Origin of the sequence: Kineococcus esterisolvens (assembly GCF_050871405.1) — a bacterium.
In the GTDB taxonomy this organism is placed as follows: domain Bacteria; phylum Actinomycetota; class Actinomycetes; order Actinomycetales; family Kineococcaceae; genus Kineococcus.
Genome location: NZ_JBJLRI010000021.1, coordinates 42,113 through 55,813, shown reverse-complemented (window position 1 = coordinate 55,813; position 13,701 = coordinate 42,113). Strand labels below are relative to the sequence as shown.

Here is a 13,701-nt window from a genome sequence, read left to right as displayed (position 1 = left end):
CCGCGCCCCGGGGCGCGGCGGTGACGGGCGGGTGGCGGCCCATCAGGTCAGAATGTCTGGACAAATGCTTGACAGGTCGCGCGCCGCGCGCGACAGTTCCCGTGCCCGCTCCGCCAGGAGCGCACGACGACGTGGGAGGGTTCAGCCAGTGAGCCGCATCACCATCGGGTCCGCCCCCGACTCCTGGGGCGTCTGGTTCGCCGACGACCCGCTGCAGACCCCGTGGCCCCGCTTCCTCGACGAGGTCGCCGGGGCCGGGTACGAGTGGATCGAGCTGGGTCCGTACGGCTACCTGCCGACCGACCCGCAGCAGCTGGCCGACGCGCTGGCGCCGCGGAACCTCAAGGTCTCCGCCGGCACCATCTTCGCCGCCCTGCACCGCCCCGACCACTACGACGCGGCCTGGGCCCAGGTCGAGCAGGTCGCGGAGCTGACCCGGGCGATGGGCGGCACCCACCTGGTGGTCATCCCCGGCCAGTGGCGCAGCGACAAGACCGGCGAGGCGCTGGAGCCGCGCACCCTGGACGAGGCGGGCTGGCAGCGGCTGGCCTCCGGCATGGACCGCCTCGGCCGGGCGGTCAAGGACGGCTACGGCCTGCAGATGGCCTTCCACTCGCACGCCGACACGCACGTCGACACCCAGGACGAGATCGAGCGCTTCCTGGAGATGACCGACCCGGACGCGGTCAAGCTGTGCCTGGACACCGGTCACGTGGCCTACTCCGGCGGGGACAACCTGGAGATCATCCGCCGCTACCCCGACCGCATCGCCTACGCCCACCTCAAGCAGGTCGACCCGCAGGTGGTCGCGAAGGTGAAGGAGGACGACCTCGGGTTCGGCGACGCCGTCAAGCTCGGGGCGATGGTGGAGCCGCCGCGAGGGGTCCCCGAGATGCCGCCGATCCTCGACGCGCTGGAAGATCTGGGGCGTGACGTCTTCGCCATCGTCGAGCAGGACCTGTACCCGGTCGCCTTCGACGCTCCGCTGCCCATCGCCCGCCGCACCTTCTCGTACCTGCGCTCCTGCCGCCTCCCGCAGGCCTGAGCCCGGGGCCCCCGCCCCGGGACGGGGCCACGGACACCTGCACCACCTGCACCACCTGCACCCCCGCACCACCCCGCTGAGGAACAGCGGGCTCCACCCCAGCGGGCGGCCGACGCCCGAGGAGAAGGGAACGGATCGATGAGGATTCGCTCGCGCAGGACCGCCACCGCCGCCTTCGTGGCCGTGGCCGCGATGACGATGACCGGCTGCAGCTCCTCCGGTGGGCGCCCCGCCGACGAGGGCGCCGACGGCGCCGCCGCGGGGGTCGCCGACACGCCGCGCATGGAGATCGCCATGATCACCCACGCGGCGCCGGGGGACACGTTCTGGGACATCGTCCGCTCCGGTGCCGAGGACGCCGCGGCGAAGGACAACGTCGAGCTGAACTTCCAGGGCGCCCCCGAGGCCGGCGACCAGGTCAACCTCGTGCAGAGCGCGATCGACTCCGGCGTGGACGGCATCGCCGTGACGCTGGCCAAGGCGGACGCGCTGAACCCGGTCGTGCAGAGGGCCGTGGACGCCGGCATCCCGGTCGTCGCGTTCAACGGCGGCTTCGAGGAGTGGCAGGACTCCGGCGCCGTGGGCTACTTCGGCCAGGACGAGGAGCTGGCCGGCGAGGCCGCCGGCACCCGCCTCACCGAGGAGGGCGCCCAGCACGAGCTGTGCGTCATCCAGGAGCAGGGCCACGTCGGCCTGGAGGCCCGCTGCCGGGGTGTGGACAACACGTTCAACGGCACCAGCGAGGTCCTGTACGTGACGGGCACCGACATGCCCTCGGTGCAGCAGGCGATCACCTCCAAGCTGCAGCAGTCCCCGAGCATCGACCGGGTCGTCACCCTGGGTGCGCCCTTCGCCATGACGGCGGTGCAGTCGGTCGACGCCGCCGGCAGCGACGCGCAGGTGGTCACCTTCGACACCAACTCAGAGCTGATCGGCGCCGTCCAGGACGGCGACGTGCAGTGGGCGATCGACCAGCAGCCGTACCTGCAGGGGTACCTGGCGGTGGACTCGCTGTGGCTGTACAACACCAACGGCAACACCATCGGTGGTGGGCAGGCGACCCTGACGGGGCCGTCGTTCATCGACTCCACCAACGTCGACCGCGTGGCGGAGTTCGCCGCCGGCGGGACCAGGTGAGGTCCTCGTGAGCACCTCCGTCACCACACCCAGCGCCGGTCCCGCGGTCCGCGACCGCGACGACCGGGTCAGGACCCGGTCGTTCGCCTCCCGGCTGCTGTCCCGGCCCGAGATCGGCTCCCTCATCGGCGCCCTCGCGGTGTTCATCCTCTTCTGCGCGGTCGCCCCCACCTTCCGGCAGGCCTCCTCGCTGGCCACGGTCGCCTACGCGGGGTCGACCATCGGCATCATGGCCGTGGCGGTCGCCCTGCTGATGATCGGCGGGGAGTTCGACCTGTCCGCCGGTGTCGTCGTGACCACCACGGCGCTGACGGCGGCGACGTTCTCGTACCAGCTGCGCCTGAACCTGTGGGTCGGCGTCGTCGTCTCGCTCCTGGTGGCCCTGGCCATCGGCGCCTTCAACGGCTGGCTGCTGATGCGGACCGGTCTGCCCAGCTTCCTCATCACCCTGGGCACGTTCTTCATGCTGCAGGGCATCAACCTGGGCGTGACGAAGCTGCTGACCGGCGGCGTCTCCTCCAGCGCGGTCTCCGACATGGACGGCTGGGACTCCGCCCGCGCCGTGTTCGCCTCGACGATCGACGTCGGCGGCGTCGGGATCAGGATCACCGTCCTCTGGTGGATCCTCTTCGTGGCGGTCGCCACCTGGACGCTGCTGCGCACCCGGGTGGGCAACTGGATCTTCGCGGCCGGCGGTGACAAGGCCGCCGCCCGCGCCGTCGGCGTCCCCGTCAAGAAGACGAAGATCGGCCTGTTCATGGCCGTCGGCTTCTGCGGCTGGTTCGTCGGCATGCACCAGCTGTTCAGCTTCGATTCCATCCAGTCCGGCGGCGGCGTCGGCCAGGAGTTCATCTACATCATCGCCGCCGTCGTCGGCGGGTGCCTGCTCACCGGCGGGTACGGCTCGGCCGTCGGCTCGGCCGTCGGTGCCCTGATCTTCGGCATGACGAGCCTGGGCATCGTCTACGCGGGCTGGGACGCGAACTGGTTCAAGCTGTTCCTCGGCGTGATGCTCCTGCTGGCCACGATCGTCAACCTGGTCGTCAAGAACCAGGCCGCGAAGAGGTGAGGGACCGATGAGCACCGAGACCCACGACCGGACCGGCGGCTCCGGGCACTCCCCGAACACCGAGATCCTGCGCCTGACGGACGTCGGCAAGAGCTACGGCAACGTCCACGCCCTGCGCGGGGTGTCGCTGTCGGTCAAGCAGGGCGAGATCACCTGCGTGCTCGGTGACAACGGGGCCGGGAAGTCGACCCTCATCAAGATCGTCGCCGGCCTGCACCGGCACACCGAGGGCACGGTGGAGGTCAACGGCGAGGCCGTGAGCTTCTCCTCCCCGCGCGAGTCGCTCGAGCGCGGCATCGCCACCGTGTACCAGGACCTCGCGCTCGTGCCCCTGATGTCGATCTGGCGCAACTTCTTCCTCGGCTCCGAGCTCACCACCGGCTTCGGCCCCTTCAAGCGCCTCGACGTCAAGCGCATGATGGAGATCACCGACGAGGAGCTGACGAAGATGGGCATCAACGTGCCCGACCTCGAACGCCCCGTCGGCGCCCTCTCCGGCGGCCAGCGCCAGTGCATCGCCATCGCACGGGCGATCTACTTCGGCGCCAAGGTGCTCATCCTCGACGAGCCGACCGCCGCCCTGGGCGTCAAGCAGTCCGGCGTGGTGCTGAAGTACGTCGCCAAGGCCCGCGACGCGGGCCTTGGCGTCATCTTCATCACCCACAACCCGCACCACGCCTACCTGGTGGGCAACCACTTCGTGATCCTCAACCGCGGCCACGTCTCGCTGGACAAGTCGCGGCAGGAGATCACGCTGGACGAGCTCACCAACGAGATGGCCGGCGGCGCGGAGCTCGAGGCCCTGAGCCACGAGCTCTCCGTCCCCGGTGAGACCCCCGAGAACGCCGCCGGCCTGACGGCGGCCCGCACGACCGGAAGGTGACGACACCGATGAGCACGGCGACGCAGACGACCCCGCACACCGCTCGCGAGGGCTACGACCGGGACCTCCGCGTCGCCGTGCTCGGCGTCGGGATGATGGGGCAGGACCACGCCCGCCGCCTGGCGCAGCTGACCAAGGGCGCGCGGCTCGTCGCGGTCAGCGACGTGGACGGGGCCCGCACCGACGCGGTGGCCGCCGAGTTCGGCGTGCGCGCCCTGCACGACCCGGTCGCGGCCATCGAGGACCCCGAGGTGGACGCCGTCGTCATCGCCACCCCCGGCTTCACCCACGAGGACCTCGTGCTCAAGGCCCTGCATGCCGGCAAGCCGACCCTGTGCGAGAAGCCGCTGACGACCTCGCCGGAGACCTCCCGCAAGGTCGTGGAGGCCGAGCGCGCCCTGGGGCGCCAGCTCGTCCAGGTCGGGTTCATGCGCCGCTTCGACGCCGAGTACGAGCAGCTGCGCTCGCTCATCGCCTCGCAGGAGCTGGGCCGCCCGCTGTTCCTGCACTGCGCCCACCGCAACGCGACCACCCCGCCGAACTTTTCCTCCGAGATGCTCATCCTCGACTCGGTGGTGCACGAGGTCGACGTGGCCCGCTTCCTGCTCGGTGAGGAGATCACCGCCATCACGGTGTTCAAGCCCGGGCGCACCTCCCACGCTCCCGAGGGCCTGCAGGACCCGCAGTTCGTCCTCATGGAGACGGAGAGCGGCGCCCTGGTCGACGTGGAGATCTTCGTCAACACCACGTTCGGCTACGAGGTCCGCACCGAGCTGGTCGCCGAGCGCGGCAGCGCGAGGATCGGCCTGGGTGTCGGTCTGGTCGAGCACTCCAGCGCCGGGTGGGGCGGGGGCATCGCCGCCGACTTCAAGGAGCGCTTCGGCGCCGCCTACGACGCGGAGTTCCAGCGCTGGGTGGACGCCGTCCGCAGCGGCGCGGGCATCGACGGCCCGGGGGTGTGGGACGGCTACGCCGCCGCCGCCGTCTGCGCCGCCGGAGTGGAGTCCCTGCGCACCGGTCGGCGCGTCGAGGTGGACCTCGGCGCCCGCGCCTGAGGAGGCTGACGACGATGCAGATCGCCCTGGACACGTACATGTTCCGCGACGTGCCGCTCCTGGAGCTGCCGGCGCTGGTGGCCGACCTCGGCTACGAGTGGATCGAGCTCTCGCCGCGCGAGGACTTCATCCCCTTCTTCCGCCACCCGCGCGTGGACCTGGCCACGGTCCGGAAGTTCCGCGCGGCGCTGGACGCCGCCGGTGTCGGCGTGTGCTCCACGCAGTTCGTGCAGCGCTGGTCCGGCCCCGGTGAGGACGAGCGCAAGCAGGCGGTGCGCAACATCAAGCGCATCGTCGAGGTCACCACCGAGCTGGGGGTGCCCGTCGTGCAGTCGGAGTTCAACGGCCGCCCGGAGCTGCCCGAGGCCAGCGAGGCCCGCTTCCTCGACTCCTTCGAGGAGCTGGCGCCCGTCTTCGAGTCCGCCGGGGTCGAGCTGCGACTGGAGCCGCACCCCGACGATTTCGTCGAGGACGGCTTCCGCGCCGTGGACCTGGTGCGCGGCCTGGACCGGCCCTGGGTGGGGTTCGTCTACTGCACCCCGCACACCTTCCACCAGGGCGGCGACGGCCCGGGCGTCATCCGCTACGCCGGCGACCTCGTGCGGCACGTGCACGTGGCCGACACGTTCGACCCCCGCGGCTCCTCCGGCCTGCGCTACATCGTCAACCCGCCGGGATCCACGGCGCGCGTCCACCAGCACCTCGACATCGGTGAGGGTGAGGTGGACTTCGACGGCATCTTCACCGCCCTGGGCGAGGTCGGTTTCGACGGGGCGCTGTGCGCGAGCGTCTTCGCCTGGGAGGAGAGGCGCGAGGCGTCCAGCCGCTTCATGCGCGAGAAGATCCAGGAGTACGTCGACCGCTGGTGAACGGGTCGTGGGGACGAGGGGGCGGGTGCCGAGGCACCCGCCCCCTCGGGCGTCCGGCGGGCGGCGCGGTCAGCGGGCGAGCGCGCACCTGGCGCGCAGCAGCGCGACGCCCGGCCCGGTCAGCTCGTCGCAGAACGCCCCCCGGCCGGCGACGGCCATGGTCAGCGCGAGCGTCGTGCCGCGGACCGGCGCCCCCGCGCCGGTCGTGAACGGGCCGTCGGTGGCCTCCAGCCGCAGCCCCCGCACCGCGCTGCGGCCGTCCACCGTGAAGTCGCGGGCCGTGAAGAACCGCGCGACCTCGGTGACCACGGGGACCGGCGGCCCACCCGTGAGCCCGAGCGGCCGGCGCACGTCCTGGGCGTGCACGACGACCTCGCCCAGCCACGCCGCGGTGTGCCCGGTGGGTGCCGTGGTGCTGGTGACCACCGCGCGGAACCGCTCCAGCGTCTGCGCGGGCGTGACGCCGAGCTGTTCGGCCAGGCGCCGGTCGTTGTGCACGCCCGGGTCGAAGCGGGCCCCGGCCATGCTCGCCAGCCAGCGCGACCGCCCCGTGCTCGCCGCCGCGGTCAGGTGCGCGACGACCTCCTCGACCCTCCAGCGCCCGCACAGCGAGGGCCTGGACCACTCGGCGTCGTCGAGGCCGGCGAGGTCGTCGGCCAGGGCGGCGCGCTCGGCGTGCGCGGCCGCCCACAGGGTGTCGCGCGAGGTGGTGGTGGTCACGGCGTCCTCCGGGTACGGGTACGGGTACGGGTCCCGGTGGGGTGACCCGGGCCGCGCGGAGGACTCACCGGTCCGCGGCCCCTGGGCCGCGTCGGCCGGGAGACCCTCCAGTCGCTCGCCAAATGTGTCAACATGTAACTACATATAAGAGGAGGATCCCGTGCCGCTGCTCCGCTTCGACCTCGTCGCCGGCCGCACCCCCGAGGCGCTGACCAGCCTGCTCGACGCAGCCCACGCCGCCGTCGTGGAGGCTTTCGAAGTCCCCGACGGCGACCGCTACCAGGTCGTCCACCAGCACGCCCCCGGCGAACTGGTCGTCCACGACACCGGCCTCGGCATCCCGCGCACCGACGACGTCGTCGTCCTGCAGGTGACCAGCCGCCCGCGCACGCGCGAGCAGAAGGAGCGCTTCTACGCCCTGCTCGTGGACCACCTGGAGCGCGCGTGCGGCACCGGCCCCGGCGACGTCGTCGTCTCGATCACCGAGAACTCCGACGCCGACTGGTCCTTCGGCCACGGTCGCGCCCAGTTCCTCACCGGCGAGCTCTGAGGGCGGCTCCTCCGGCGGGCGCTGGCCCGCGGCGCGCGGCCCGTGGGACGCTGGCGGCTGCACGTCACAACCCAACACCAGGCCACGCACCCGGGCGGGAGAGCCCCGACGCGCACCAGCGGCGGGCACCGAAGGAGCAACCACCCCGGAACCTCTCAGGTCCCCAGGACCGCCACGGGCAGGCCGCTCTGGAAAGCAGGGTCCCCACGACCCTCACCGACGGGGAAAGCGCCGCACGGCGCGAAGCTCTCAGGTGCCGCGACAGAGGGGGTCCACGCGGCCGCGCCCGGCGGCCGCGCCCGGAAGGAGCCCGCCCGTGTCCCGCACCTCCCCGCTGCACGAGGCGCACGCCGCCCTGGGTGCCGCGTTCACCGACTTCGCCGGCTGGTCCGTGCCCGTGCGCTACGCCTCCGACCTCGCCGAGCACCGCGCCGTGCGTGCCACCGCCGGCGTGTTCGACCTGACCCACATGGGCGAGGTGCGCGTGAGCGGCCCGCAGGCCGGCGACGCCCTCGACGCCGCGCTCGTCGGGCGCCCCTCGGCCATGCCGCCGGGCCGCGCCGCCTACGGCCTGATCGTCGACGAGGACGGCGGCATCCTCGACGACCTCGTCACCTACCGCCTCGGCGAGCAGGAGTTCCTCGTCGTCGCCAACGCCTCCAACGCCGGCCTCGTCGCCCGCGAGCTGACCGCCCGCACCGCCGGTTTCGACGCCACCGTCACCGACGAGTCCGCGGGCACCGCCCTGCTCGCCGTGCAGGGCCCCACCGCCGCCCTGGTCGTCGGCGAGCTCGTCGACGCCGACCTCGGCGCCCTCGGCCACTACCGCTGCACGCCCACCGCCCTGCGCACCCCGGACGGCGCCGAGGACGTGCTGCTGGCCCGCACCGGCTACACCGGCGAGGACGGTTTCGAGGTGGTCCTGCCCGCCGCCCACGCCCCCGCCGCGTGGGAGGCGCTGCTGAGCGCCGGCCGCGCCCACGGCGCCGTGCCCTGCGGCCTCGCCTGCCGCGACACCCTGCGCCTGGAGGCCGGGATGCCGCTGCACGGGCACGAGCTGTCCCGCGACGTCGACCCGTACGCCGCCGGCCTCGGCCGTGTCGTCAAGCTCGACAAGCCGGCGGCCTTCCCCGGCCGCGCCGCGCTGGAGCGTCTCGCGCAGCGCACCCCCGAGCGCGTCCTCGTCGGGCTGCGCGGCACCGGGCGGCGGGCCGGGCGCCACGGGTACCCCGTGCTGCACGAGGGGCGCCCGGTGGGCACCGTCACCAGCGGCGCGCTCTCGCCGACCCTGGGGCACCCCGTCGCCATGGCGTACGTCGAGAACGGCCTCTCGGCGCCCGGCACCGCGCTCGCCGTGGACGTGCGCGGGCGTCCCGAGCCCGTCGAGGTGGTCGAGCTGCCCTTCTACCGACGGGCCCGGTGAACCCCGTGCCCGTCGGCGTCTTCGACCTGTTCTCCATCGGCATCGGCCCCTCCAGCTCCCACACCGTCGGCCCGATGCGCGCCGCGCTGCTCTTCGCGCGGGCCCTGGCCGACGACGGCGTGCTGGAACGGGTCGCCGCCGTGCGGGTGGACCTGCACGGTTCCCTCGGCGCCACCGGCCGCGGCCACGGCTCCGACTCCGCCGCCGTCCTGGGGCTGCTCGGCGAGCGCCCCGAGGAGGTGGACCCGGACGCCGTCCCGGCACTGCTGGCCGCCGTGCGCGCCTCCGGCGAACTTCCCCTCCTGGGCCGGCACCGGGTGCGCTTCGACCCGGACGCCGACGTGCGCCTGCTGCGCGAGGCGCTGCCCGCCCACCCCAACGGGATGGTGTTCACCGCCCTGGACCGGGCCGGCGGCGTCCTGCTGCGGCGAACCTCCTACTCCGTCGGCGGCGGGTTCGTGCGCGACGACCCGCTGGACGACGCCGCGCCGCTCGCCGGTCCCGGCGACGACCTGCCGCACCCCTTCCGCACCGGCGCCGAACTGCTCGAGCAGTGCCGGCGCACCGGCCTGGGGGTGGCGGGCCTGGTGCGCCGCAACGAGGAGCACCGCCGCAGCCGCGCCGAGGTCGACGCCGGCCTGCTGGAGGTGTTCGGCGCCATGGCCGCCTGCGTGCAGCGCGGCCTGGCGAGCGGGGGCACCCTGCCCGGCGGTCTGGGCGTGCGCCGCCGCGCCCCGGGGCTGCACCGCCAGCTGCTCGCCGAGGAGGAGCGGTGCGACGCCGGCGCCGACCCGCTGCGCGCGATGGACTGGGTCAGCCTGTACGCGCTCGCCGTCAACGAGGAGAACGCCGCCGGCGGCCGGGTCGTCACCGCCCCCACCAACGGCGCCGCCGGGATCGTGCCGGCCGTGCTGCACTTCCACCGACGCTTCACCCCCGGCGCCGACGACGCGAGCACCGTGGACTTCCTGCTCGCCGCCGGCGGCATCGGCGTCGTGCTGAAGGAGACCGGCTCCATCTCCGGCGCCGAGGTGGGCTGCCAGGGGGAGGTGGGCTCGGCCAGCGCCATGGCCGCCGCCGGGCTGACCGCGGTCCTCGGCGGCACCCCCGAGCAGGTGGAGAACGCCGCCGAGATCGCGATCGAGCACCACCTGGGCCTGACCTGCGACCCCGTCGGCGGGCTCGTGCAGATCCCCTGCATCGAGCGCAACGCCGTGGGCGCCACCACCGCCATCCACGCCGCGCGCACCGCGCTGCGCGGTGACGGCACCCACGTCGTCAGCCTCGACGCCGCGATCGCCACGGTGCGCGCCACCGGTGCGCACATGCGCTCGGAGTACAAGGAGACCTCCCGCGGCGGGCTCGCCCTGACCGTCGTGGGCGCGCACCGGGCACCGGCCGCCGCGGTGGGGGTCAACGTCCCGGAGTGCTGAGCTGCGGGGTGATGAGCTGCGGGGTGCCGGTGCGGGGTGCCGGGCGGGGTGGCACGGTGGCCCGGTGCCCCCACGCCGCCGCACCGACCCCGAGCAGGGCCGCGCCGCGCTGCGCGCCGCCCTGGAGGCCGTGGACGCCGGCGGGGCGCCCGAGCGGGCCGTGCTGGCCGCCGCCGTGCGCTTCACGCTGGAGGAGCTCGCCGTCCGCCACCCCGGCGGCAGCGTGGAGGTGCGGGTGCCGCCGTTCGCCGCCGTCCAGGTCGTCCAGGGCCCCCGGCACACCCGCGGCACCCCGCCCGCCGTGGTCGAGACCGACCCGCTGACCTGGCTCCAGCTGGCCGCCGGCCGGCTGGCCTTCGAGGACGCGCGCGCCGGCGGCCGGGTGCGTGCCAGCGGCGAGCGCGCCGACCTCGGTGAGCTGCTGCCGGTCACCGCTCCGGGGACCTGAGCGGGCCGCGTACCGTGGCGCGGGTGAGCGAGCAGGAGCACGGGCCGCAGGACGCCCCGGCGCCCGGGGACGGCCGGCAGGAGCAGCGCGAACCGCAGGAGGCCACCCGGCTGGTCCAGGTGACGCGCCGGCGTGCGCCCCGGTTCCGCGCCTTCATCCTCACCGGTGTCGTCGTCGCCTTCGTCGCCGCGGCGGTCGTGGCGGCGCTGACCCCGCCCGCCGGCGGCTACTCCCAGCGGGCTCTCTTCGGGTACCTGTTCGTCGCCTTCGGCGTCGTGGGGGCGCTGCTCGGCGGCCTGGTGGCGGTGCTGGCCGACCGGACCCGGAGCGGGCGGCGCGGCCCGCGCTGAAACCGGTGCGGCGGGTGCGCCGCCCCCGTCCACGAGTGCGTCCGGGTGGCGGGGGTGTGCCACACTCGGGACGTGGCCCGCGGTGACGGACGTCTTAACCACGACCTCATGCCCGGTGAGAAGGGCCCCCAGGACGCTTGCGGCGTCTTCGGGGTCTGGGCCCCCGGTGAAGAAGTCTCCAAGCTCGCCTTCTACGGCCTGTACGCCCTGCAGCACCGGGGTCAGGAGGCCGCCGGCATCGCTGTGAGCAACGGCGAGCAGATCCTCGTGTTCAAGGACACCGGGCTGGTCTCGCAGGTGTTCGACGAGGCGGCCCTGGAGTCCCTGCAGGGGCACATCGCCGTCGGGCACACCCGCTACTCCACCGCGGGGGGCGCCGGCTGGCAGAACGCCCAGCCCACCCTCGGCGCGACCGCCGGCGGGACGGTCGCCCTGGCGCACAACGGCAACCTCACCAACGCCTTCCGGCTGCGAGAGCTGATCGCCGAGCGCTACCCCGACGGGACCGCCGGCCGCGCCGGCTCCGGCGAGATCGCCCGCGGCAACACCACCGACACCGCGCTGATCACGGCGCTGTTCGCCGGCGACCCCGACCACACCCTGGAGGCCACGGCCCTGGAGGTGCTGCCGCACGTCGAGGGCGCCTTCAGCCTCGTCTTCATGGACGAGCGCACCCTGTACGCGGCGCGCGACCCGCAGGGCATCCGGCCGCTGGTGCTGGGCCGGCTGGACCGCGGCTGGGTCGTGGCTTCCGAGACCGCCGCCCTGGACATCGTCGGCGCCAGCGTCGTGCGCGAGGTCGAGCCCGGAGAGCTCATCGCCGTGGACGCCGACGGCCTGCGCTCGAGCCGGTTCGCCGAGGCCAGGCCCAAGGGGTGCGTCTTCGAGTACGTCTACCTCGCCCGGCCCGACACCACCATCAACGGCAAGGTCGTGCAGGAGGCCCGCGTCGAGATGGGCCGCACGCTGGCCCGCGAGCACCCCGTCGAGGCGGACCTCGTCATCCCCACGCCCGAGTCCGGGACCCCCGCCGCGATCGGCTACGCCGAGGAGTCCGGCATCCCCTACGGGCAGGGGCTGGTGAAGAACGCCTACGTGGGCCGCACCTTCATCCAGCCCAGCCAGACGATCCGCCAGCTCGGCATCCGCCTGAAGCTCAACCCGCTCAAGCACGTCGTGCAGGGCAAGCGGCTGGTCGTGGTGGACGACTCCATCGTGCGCGGCAACACCCAGCGCGCCCTCATCCGGATGCTGCGCGAGGCCGGTGCGGCGGAGATCCACGTGCGCATCTCCTCCCCGCCGGTGACGTGGCCGTGCTTCTACGGCATCGACTTCGCCACCCGCGCCGAGCTGATCGCCACCGGCCTCGGCGTGGACGACGTGCGCACCAGCATCGGTGCCGACTCCCTGGGGTACATCTCGCCCGAGGGCATGATCGCCGCCACGGACCAGCCCGCCGAGCGGTTGTGCAGCGCCTGCTTCAGCGGCAGCTACCCGGTGCCCGTGCCCGACCTGCAGCGCCTGGGCGAGCACGCCCTGGACAAGCCCCGCCTGCCCATCACCCCCGTGCACCCCTCGCACCCCACCCACTCGGGAGCCCGCCGGTGACCGGCACCACCTACGCAGCCGCCGGTGTCGACGTCGTGGCCGGTGACCGCGCCGTCGAGCTCATGAAGGCCTCGGTGGCCCGCACCCACGGCCCCGACGTGGTCGGCGGCTTCGGCGGCTTCGCCGGGCTGTACGACGTCAGCGCGCTGAAGGGCTTCCGCCGGCCGCTGCTGGCCACCAGCACCGACGGGGTGGGCACCAAGGTCGCCGTCGCGCAGGCGGTGGGCAAGCACGACACCATCGGCGCCGACCTGGTCGGCATGGTCGTCGACGACGTCGTCGTGTGCGGGGCGACCCCGCTGTTCATGACCGACTACATCGCCTGCGGTCGCGTGGTGCCCGAGCGGACGGCCGGCATCGTGGCGGGCATCGCCCGCGCCTGCGAGGAGGCCGGCGTGGCCCTCGTCGGCGGCGAGACCGCCGAGCACCCCGGTCTGCTGGGTCCCGACGAGTACGACGTCGCCGGCGCGGTGACCGGCGCCGTGGAGGCCGACGAGCTGCTGGGCGCCGAACGGGTGCGCGAGGGCGACGTGCTCGTGGCGATGGCCTCCTCGGGCCTGCACTCCAACGGGTACTCGCTGGTGCGCCGCGTGTTCGCCGACGCCGGCTGGTCCTACGACCGGCACGTCGACGAGTTCGGCCGCACCCTGGGCGAGGAGCTGCTGGAGCCCACTCGCATCTACGCCCGGCCGGTGCTGGCCACCCTCGCCACCGGCGGGGTGCACGCCATGAGCCACGTCACCGGCGGGGGGCTGGCCGCCAACCTGGCCCGCTGCCTGCCGGCGGGCGTCACCGCGGAGGTCGACCGCTCCACCTGGACGCCGGGTGTGGTGTTCTCACTGGTCCGTGACCTGGGCCGGGTGCCCGCCGACGACATGGAGCGCACCCTCAACCTGGGGGTGGGCATGCTGGCCGTGGTCGACCCCGCCAGCGCGGACGCCGTGGTGGCTTCCGTGGAGGCGGCGGGGATCCCCGCGTGGGTGTGCGGCCGGGTCCGGGCGCGTCGTGAGGACGACGGCGACAGCAACGGCAAGGGCGTGGCAGGGGGCGTGGCGCTGCTCCGGGGATCCCACCAGGGTTGGTGAGGGTCCTCCGGAGCAGTGCCACGCCC

Annotated in this window: 14 protein-coding genes and 2 riboswitches; of the genes, 13 read left to right on the top strand and 1 reads right to left on the bottom strand. The window is 73.9% G+C overall.

The genetic code is table 11. The features are described from left to right. Positions 1–148: 148 nt before the first annotated feature. From ACRYR8_RS09365 to ACRYR8_RS09340, 6 genes are all read left to right on the top strand, one after another. Positions 149–1,045, top strand: a complete 897-nt coding sequence (locus ACRYR8_RS09365) for a sugar phosphate isomerase/epimerase family protein (protein ID WP_432484190.1) — start codon at positions 149–151, stop codon at positions 1,043–1,045. A gap of 138 nt (positions 1,046–1,183) precedes the next feature. Next, positions 1,184–2,182: a sugar ABC transporter substrate-binding protein gene (locus ACRYR8_RS09360; protein WP_432484189.1), complete on the top strand. Its 999-nt coding sequence runs from the start codon at positions 1,184–1,186 to the stop codon at positions 2,180–2,182. Positions 2,183–2,189: 7 nt separating this feature from the next. Next, positions 2,190–3,251, top strand: a complete 1,062-nt coding sequence (locus ACRYR8_RS09355) for an ABC transporter permease (RefSeq protein WP_432484188.1) — start codon at positions 2,190–2,192, stop codon at positions 3,249–3,251. A gap of 7 nt (positions 3,252–3,258) precedes the next feature. After that, the gene (locus ACRYR8_RS09350; RefSeq protein WP_432484187.1) at positions 3,259–4,134 is read left to right on the top strand and encodes an ATP-binding cassette domain-containing protein; all 876 of its coding nucleotides are present in this window, start codon (positions 3,259–3,261) and stop codon (positions 4,132–4,134) included. 8 nt (positions 4,135–4,142) lie between these two features. Then, complete coding sequence (locus ACRYR8_RS09345) at positions 4,143–5,189, top strand: Gfo/Idh/MocA family protein (protein WP_432484185.1); 1,047 nt, start codon at positions 4,143–4,145, stop codon at positions 5,187–5,189. Between the two features lie 14 nt (positions 5,190–5,203). Next, the gene (locus ACRYR8_RS09340; RefSeq protein WP_432484183.1) at positions 5,204–6,058 is read left to right on the top strand and encodes a sugar phosphate isomerase/epimerase family protein; all 855 of its coding nucleotides are present in this window, start codon (positions 5,204–5,206) and stop codon (positions 6,056–6,058) included. Positions 6,059–6,127: 69 nt separating this feature from the next. On the opposite strand, the gene ACRYR8_RS09335 is transcribed toward ACRYR8_RS09340, so the two are convergent. Beyond that, positions 6,128–6,778 (bottom strand): maleylpyruvate isomerase family mycothiol-dependent enzyme, encoded by a 651-nt coding sequence (locus ACRYR8_RS09335; protein ID WP_432484182.1) that lies wholly within the window; start codon positions 6,776–6,778, stop codon positions 6,128–6,130. Between the two features lie 160 nt (positions 6,779–6,938). Between ACRYR8_RS09335 and ACRYR8_RS09330 the strand changes: the two genes are divergently transcribed. From ACRYR8_RS09330 to purM, 7 genes are all read left to right on the top strand, one after another. Beyond that, entirely contained in the window at positions 6,939–7,328 is a 390-nt protein-coding gene (locus tag ACRYR8_RS09330) for a tautomerase family protein (protein ID WP_432484181.1), read from the top strand. 94 nt (positions 7,329–7,422) lie between these two features. Next, positions 7,423–7,501: riboswitch (glycine riboswitch) on the top strand. 10 nt (positions 7,502–7,511) lie between these two features. Continuing rightward, a riboswitch (glycine riboswitch) is annotated at positions 7,512–7,600 on the top strand. Between the two features lie 44 nt (positions 7,601–7,644). Continuing rightward, on the top strand, positions 7,645–8,751 hold the full coding sequence (gcvT, locus tag ACRYR8_RS09325; protein ID WP_432484180.1) for a glycine cleavage system aminomethyltransferase GcvT: 1,107 nt from the start codon (positions 7,645–7,647) through the stop codon (positions 8,749–8,751). Positions 8,752–8,756: 5 nt separating this feature from the next. Then, positions 8,757–10,184: an L-serine ammonia-lyase gene (locus ACRYR8_RS09320; protein ID WP_432484196.1), complete on the top strand. Its 1,428-nt coding sequence runs from the start codon at positions 8,757–8,759 to the stop codon at positions 10,182–10,184. A gap of 64 nt (positions 10,185–10,248) precedes the next feature. Continuing rightward, positions 10,249–10,632, top strand: a complete 384-nt coding sequence (locus ACRYR8_RS09315) for a sterol carrier family protein (protein WP_432484179.1) — start codon at positions 10,249–10,251, stop codon at positions 10,630–10,632. Between the two features lie 23 nt (positions 10,633–10,655). Continuing rightward, positions 10,656–10,982: a hypothetical protein gene (locus ACRYR8_RS09310; protein WP_432484178.1), complete on the top strand. Its 327-nt coding sequence runs from the start codon at positions 10,656–10,658 to the stop codon at positions 10,980–10,982. A gap of 108 nt (positions 10,983–11,090) precedes the next feature. Beyond that, complete coding sequence (purF, locus tag ACRYR8_RS09305) at positions 11,091–12,590, top strand: amidophosphoribosyltransferase (protein ID WP_432484195.1); 1,500 nt, start codon at positions 11,091–11,093, stop codon at positions 12,588–12,590. Further along, positions 12,587–13,675 carry a phosphoribosylformylglycinamidine cyclo-ligase gene (gene purM / locus ACRYR8_RS09300; protein ID WP_432484176.1) on the top strand — a complete coding sequence of 363 codons (1,089 nt, stop codon included), beginning with the start codon at positions 12,587–12,589 and terminating at the stop codon, positions 13,673–13,675. Before purF ends, purM begins: the two co-directional genes overlap by 4 nt. Positions 13,676–13,701 lie beyond the last annotated feature (26 nt).

Bases quoted from the DNA above. Each gene is read 5' to 3' on its own strand.
- ACRYR8_RS09360 (WP_432484189.1), top strand. From the start codon at position 1,184: ATGAGGATTCGCTCGCGCAGGACCGCCACCGCCGCCTTCGTGGCCGTG.
- purF (WP_432484195.1), top strand. From the start codon at position 11,091: ATGCCCGGTGAGAAGGGCCCCCAGGACGCTTGCGGCGTCTTCGGGGTC.
- ACRYR8_RS09350 (WP_432484187.1), top strand. From the start codon at position 3,259: ATGAGCACCGAGACCCACGACCGGACCGGCGGCTCCGGGCACTCCCCG.
- ACRYR8_RS09340 (WP_432484183.1), top strand. From the start codon at position 5,204: ATGCAGATCGCCCTGGACACGTACATGTTCCGCGACGTGCCGCTCCTG.
- ACRYR8_RS09345 (WP_432484185.1), top strand. From the start codon at position 4,143: ATGAGCACGGCGACGCAGACGACCCCGCACACCGCTCGCGAGGGCTAC.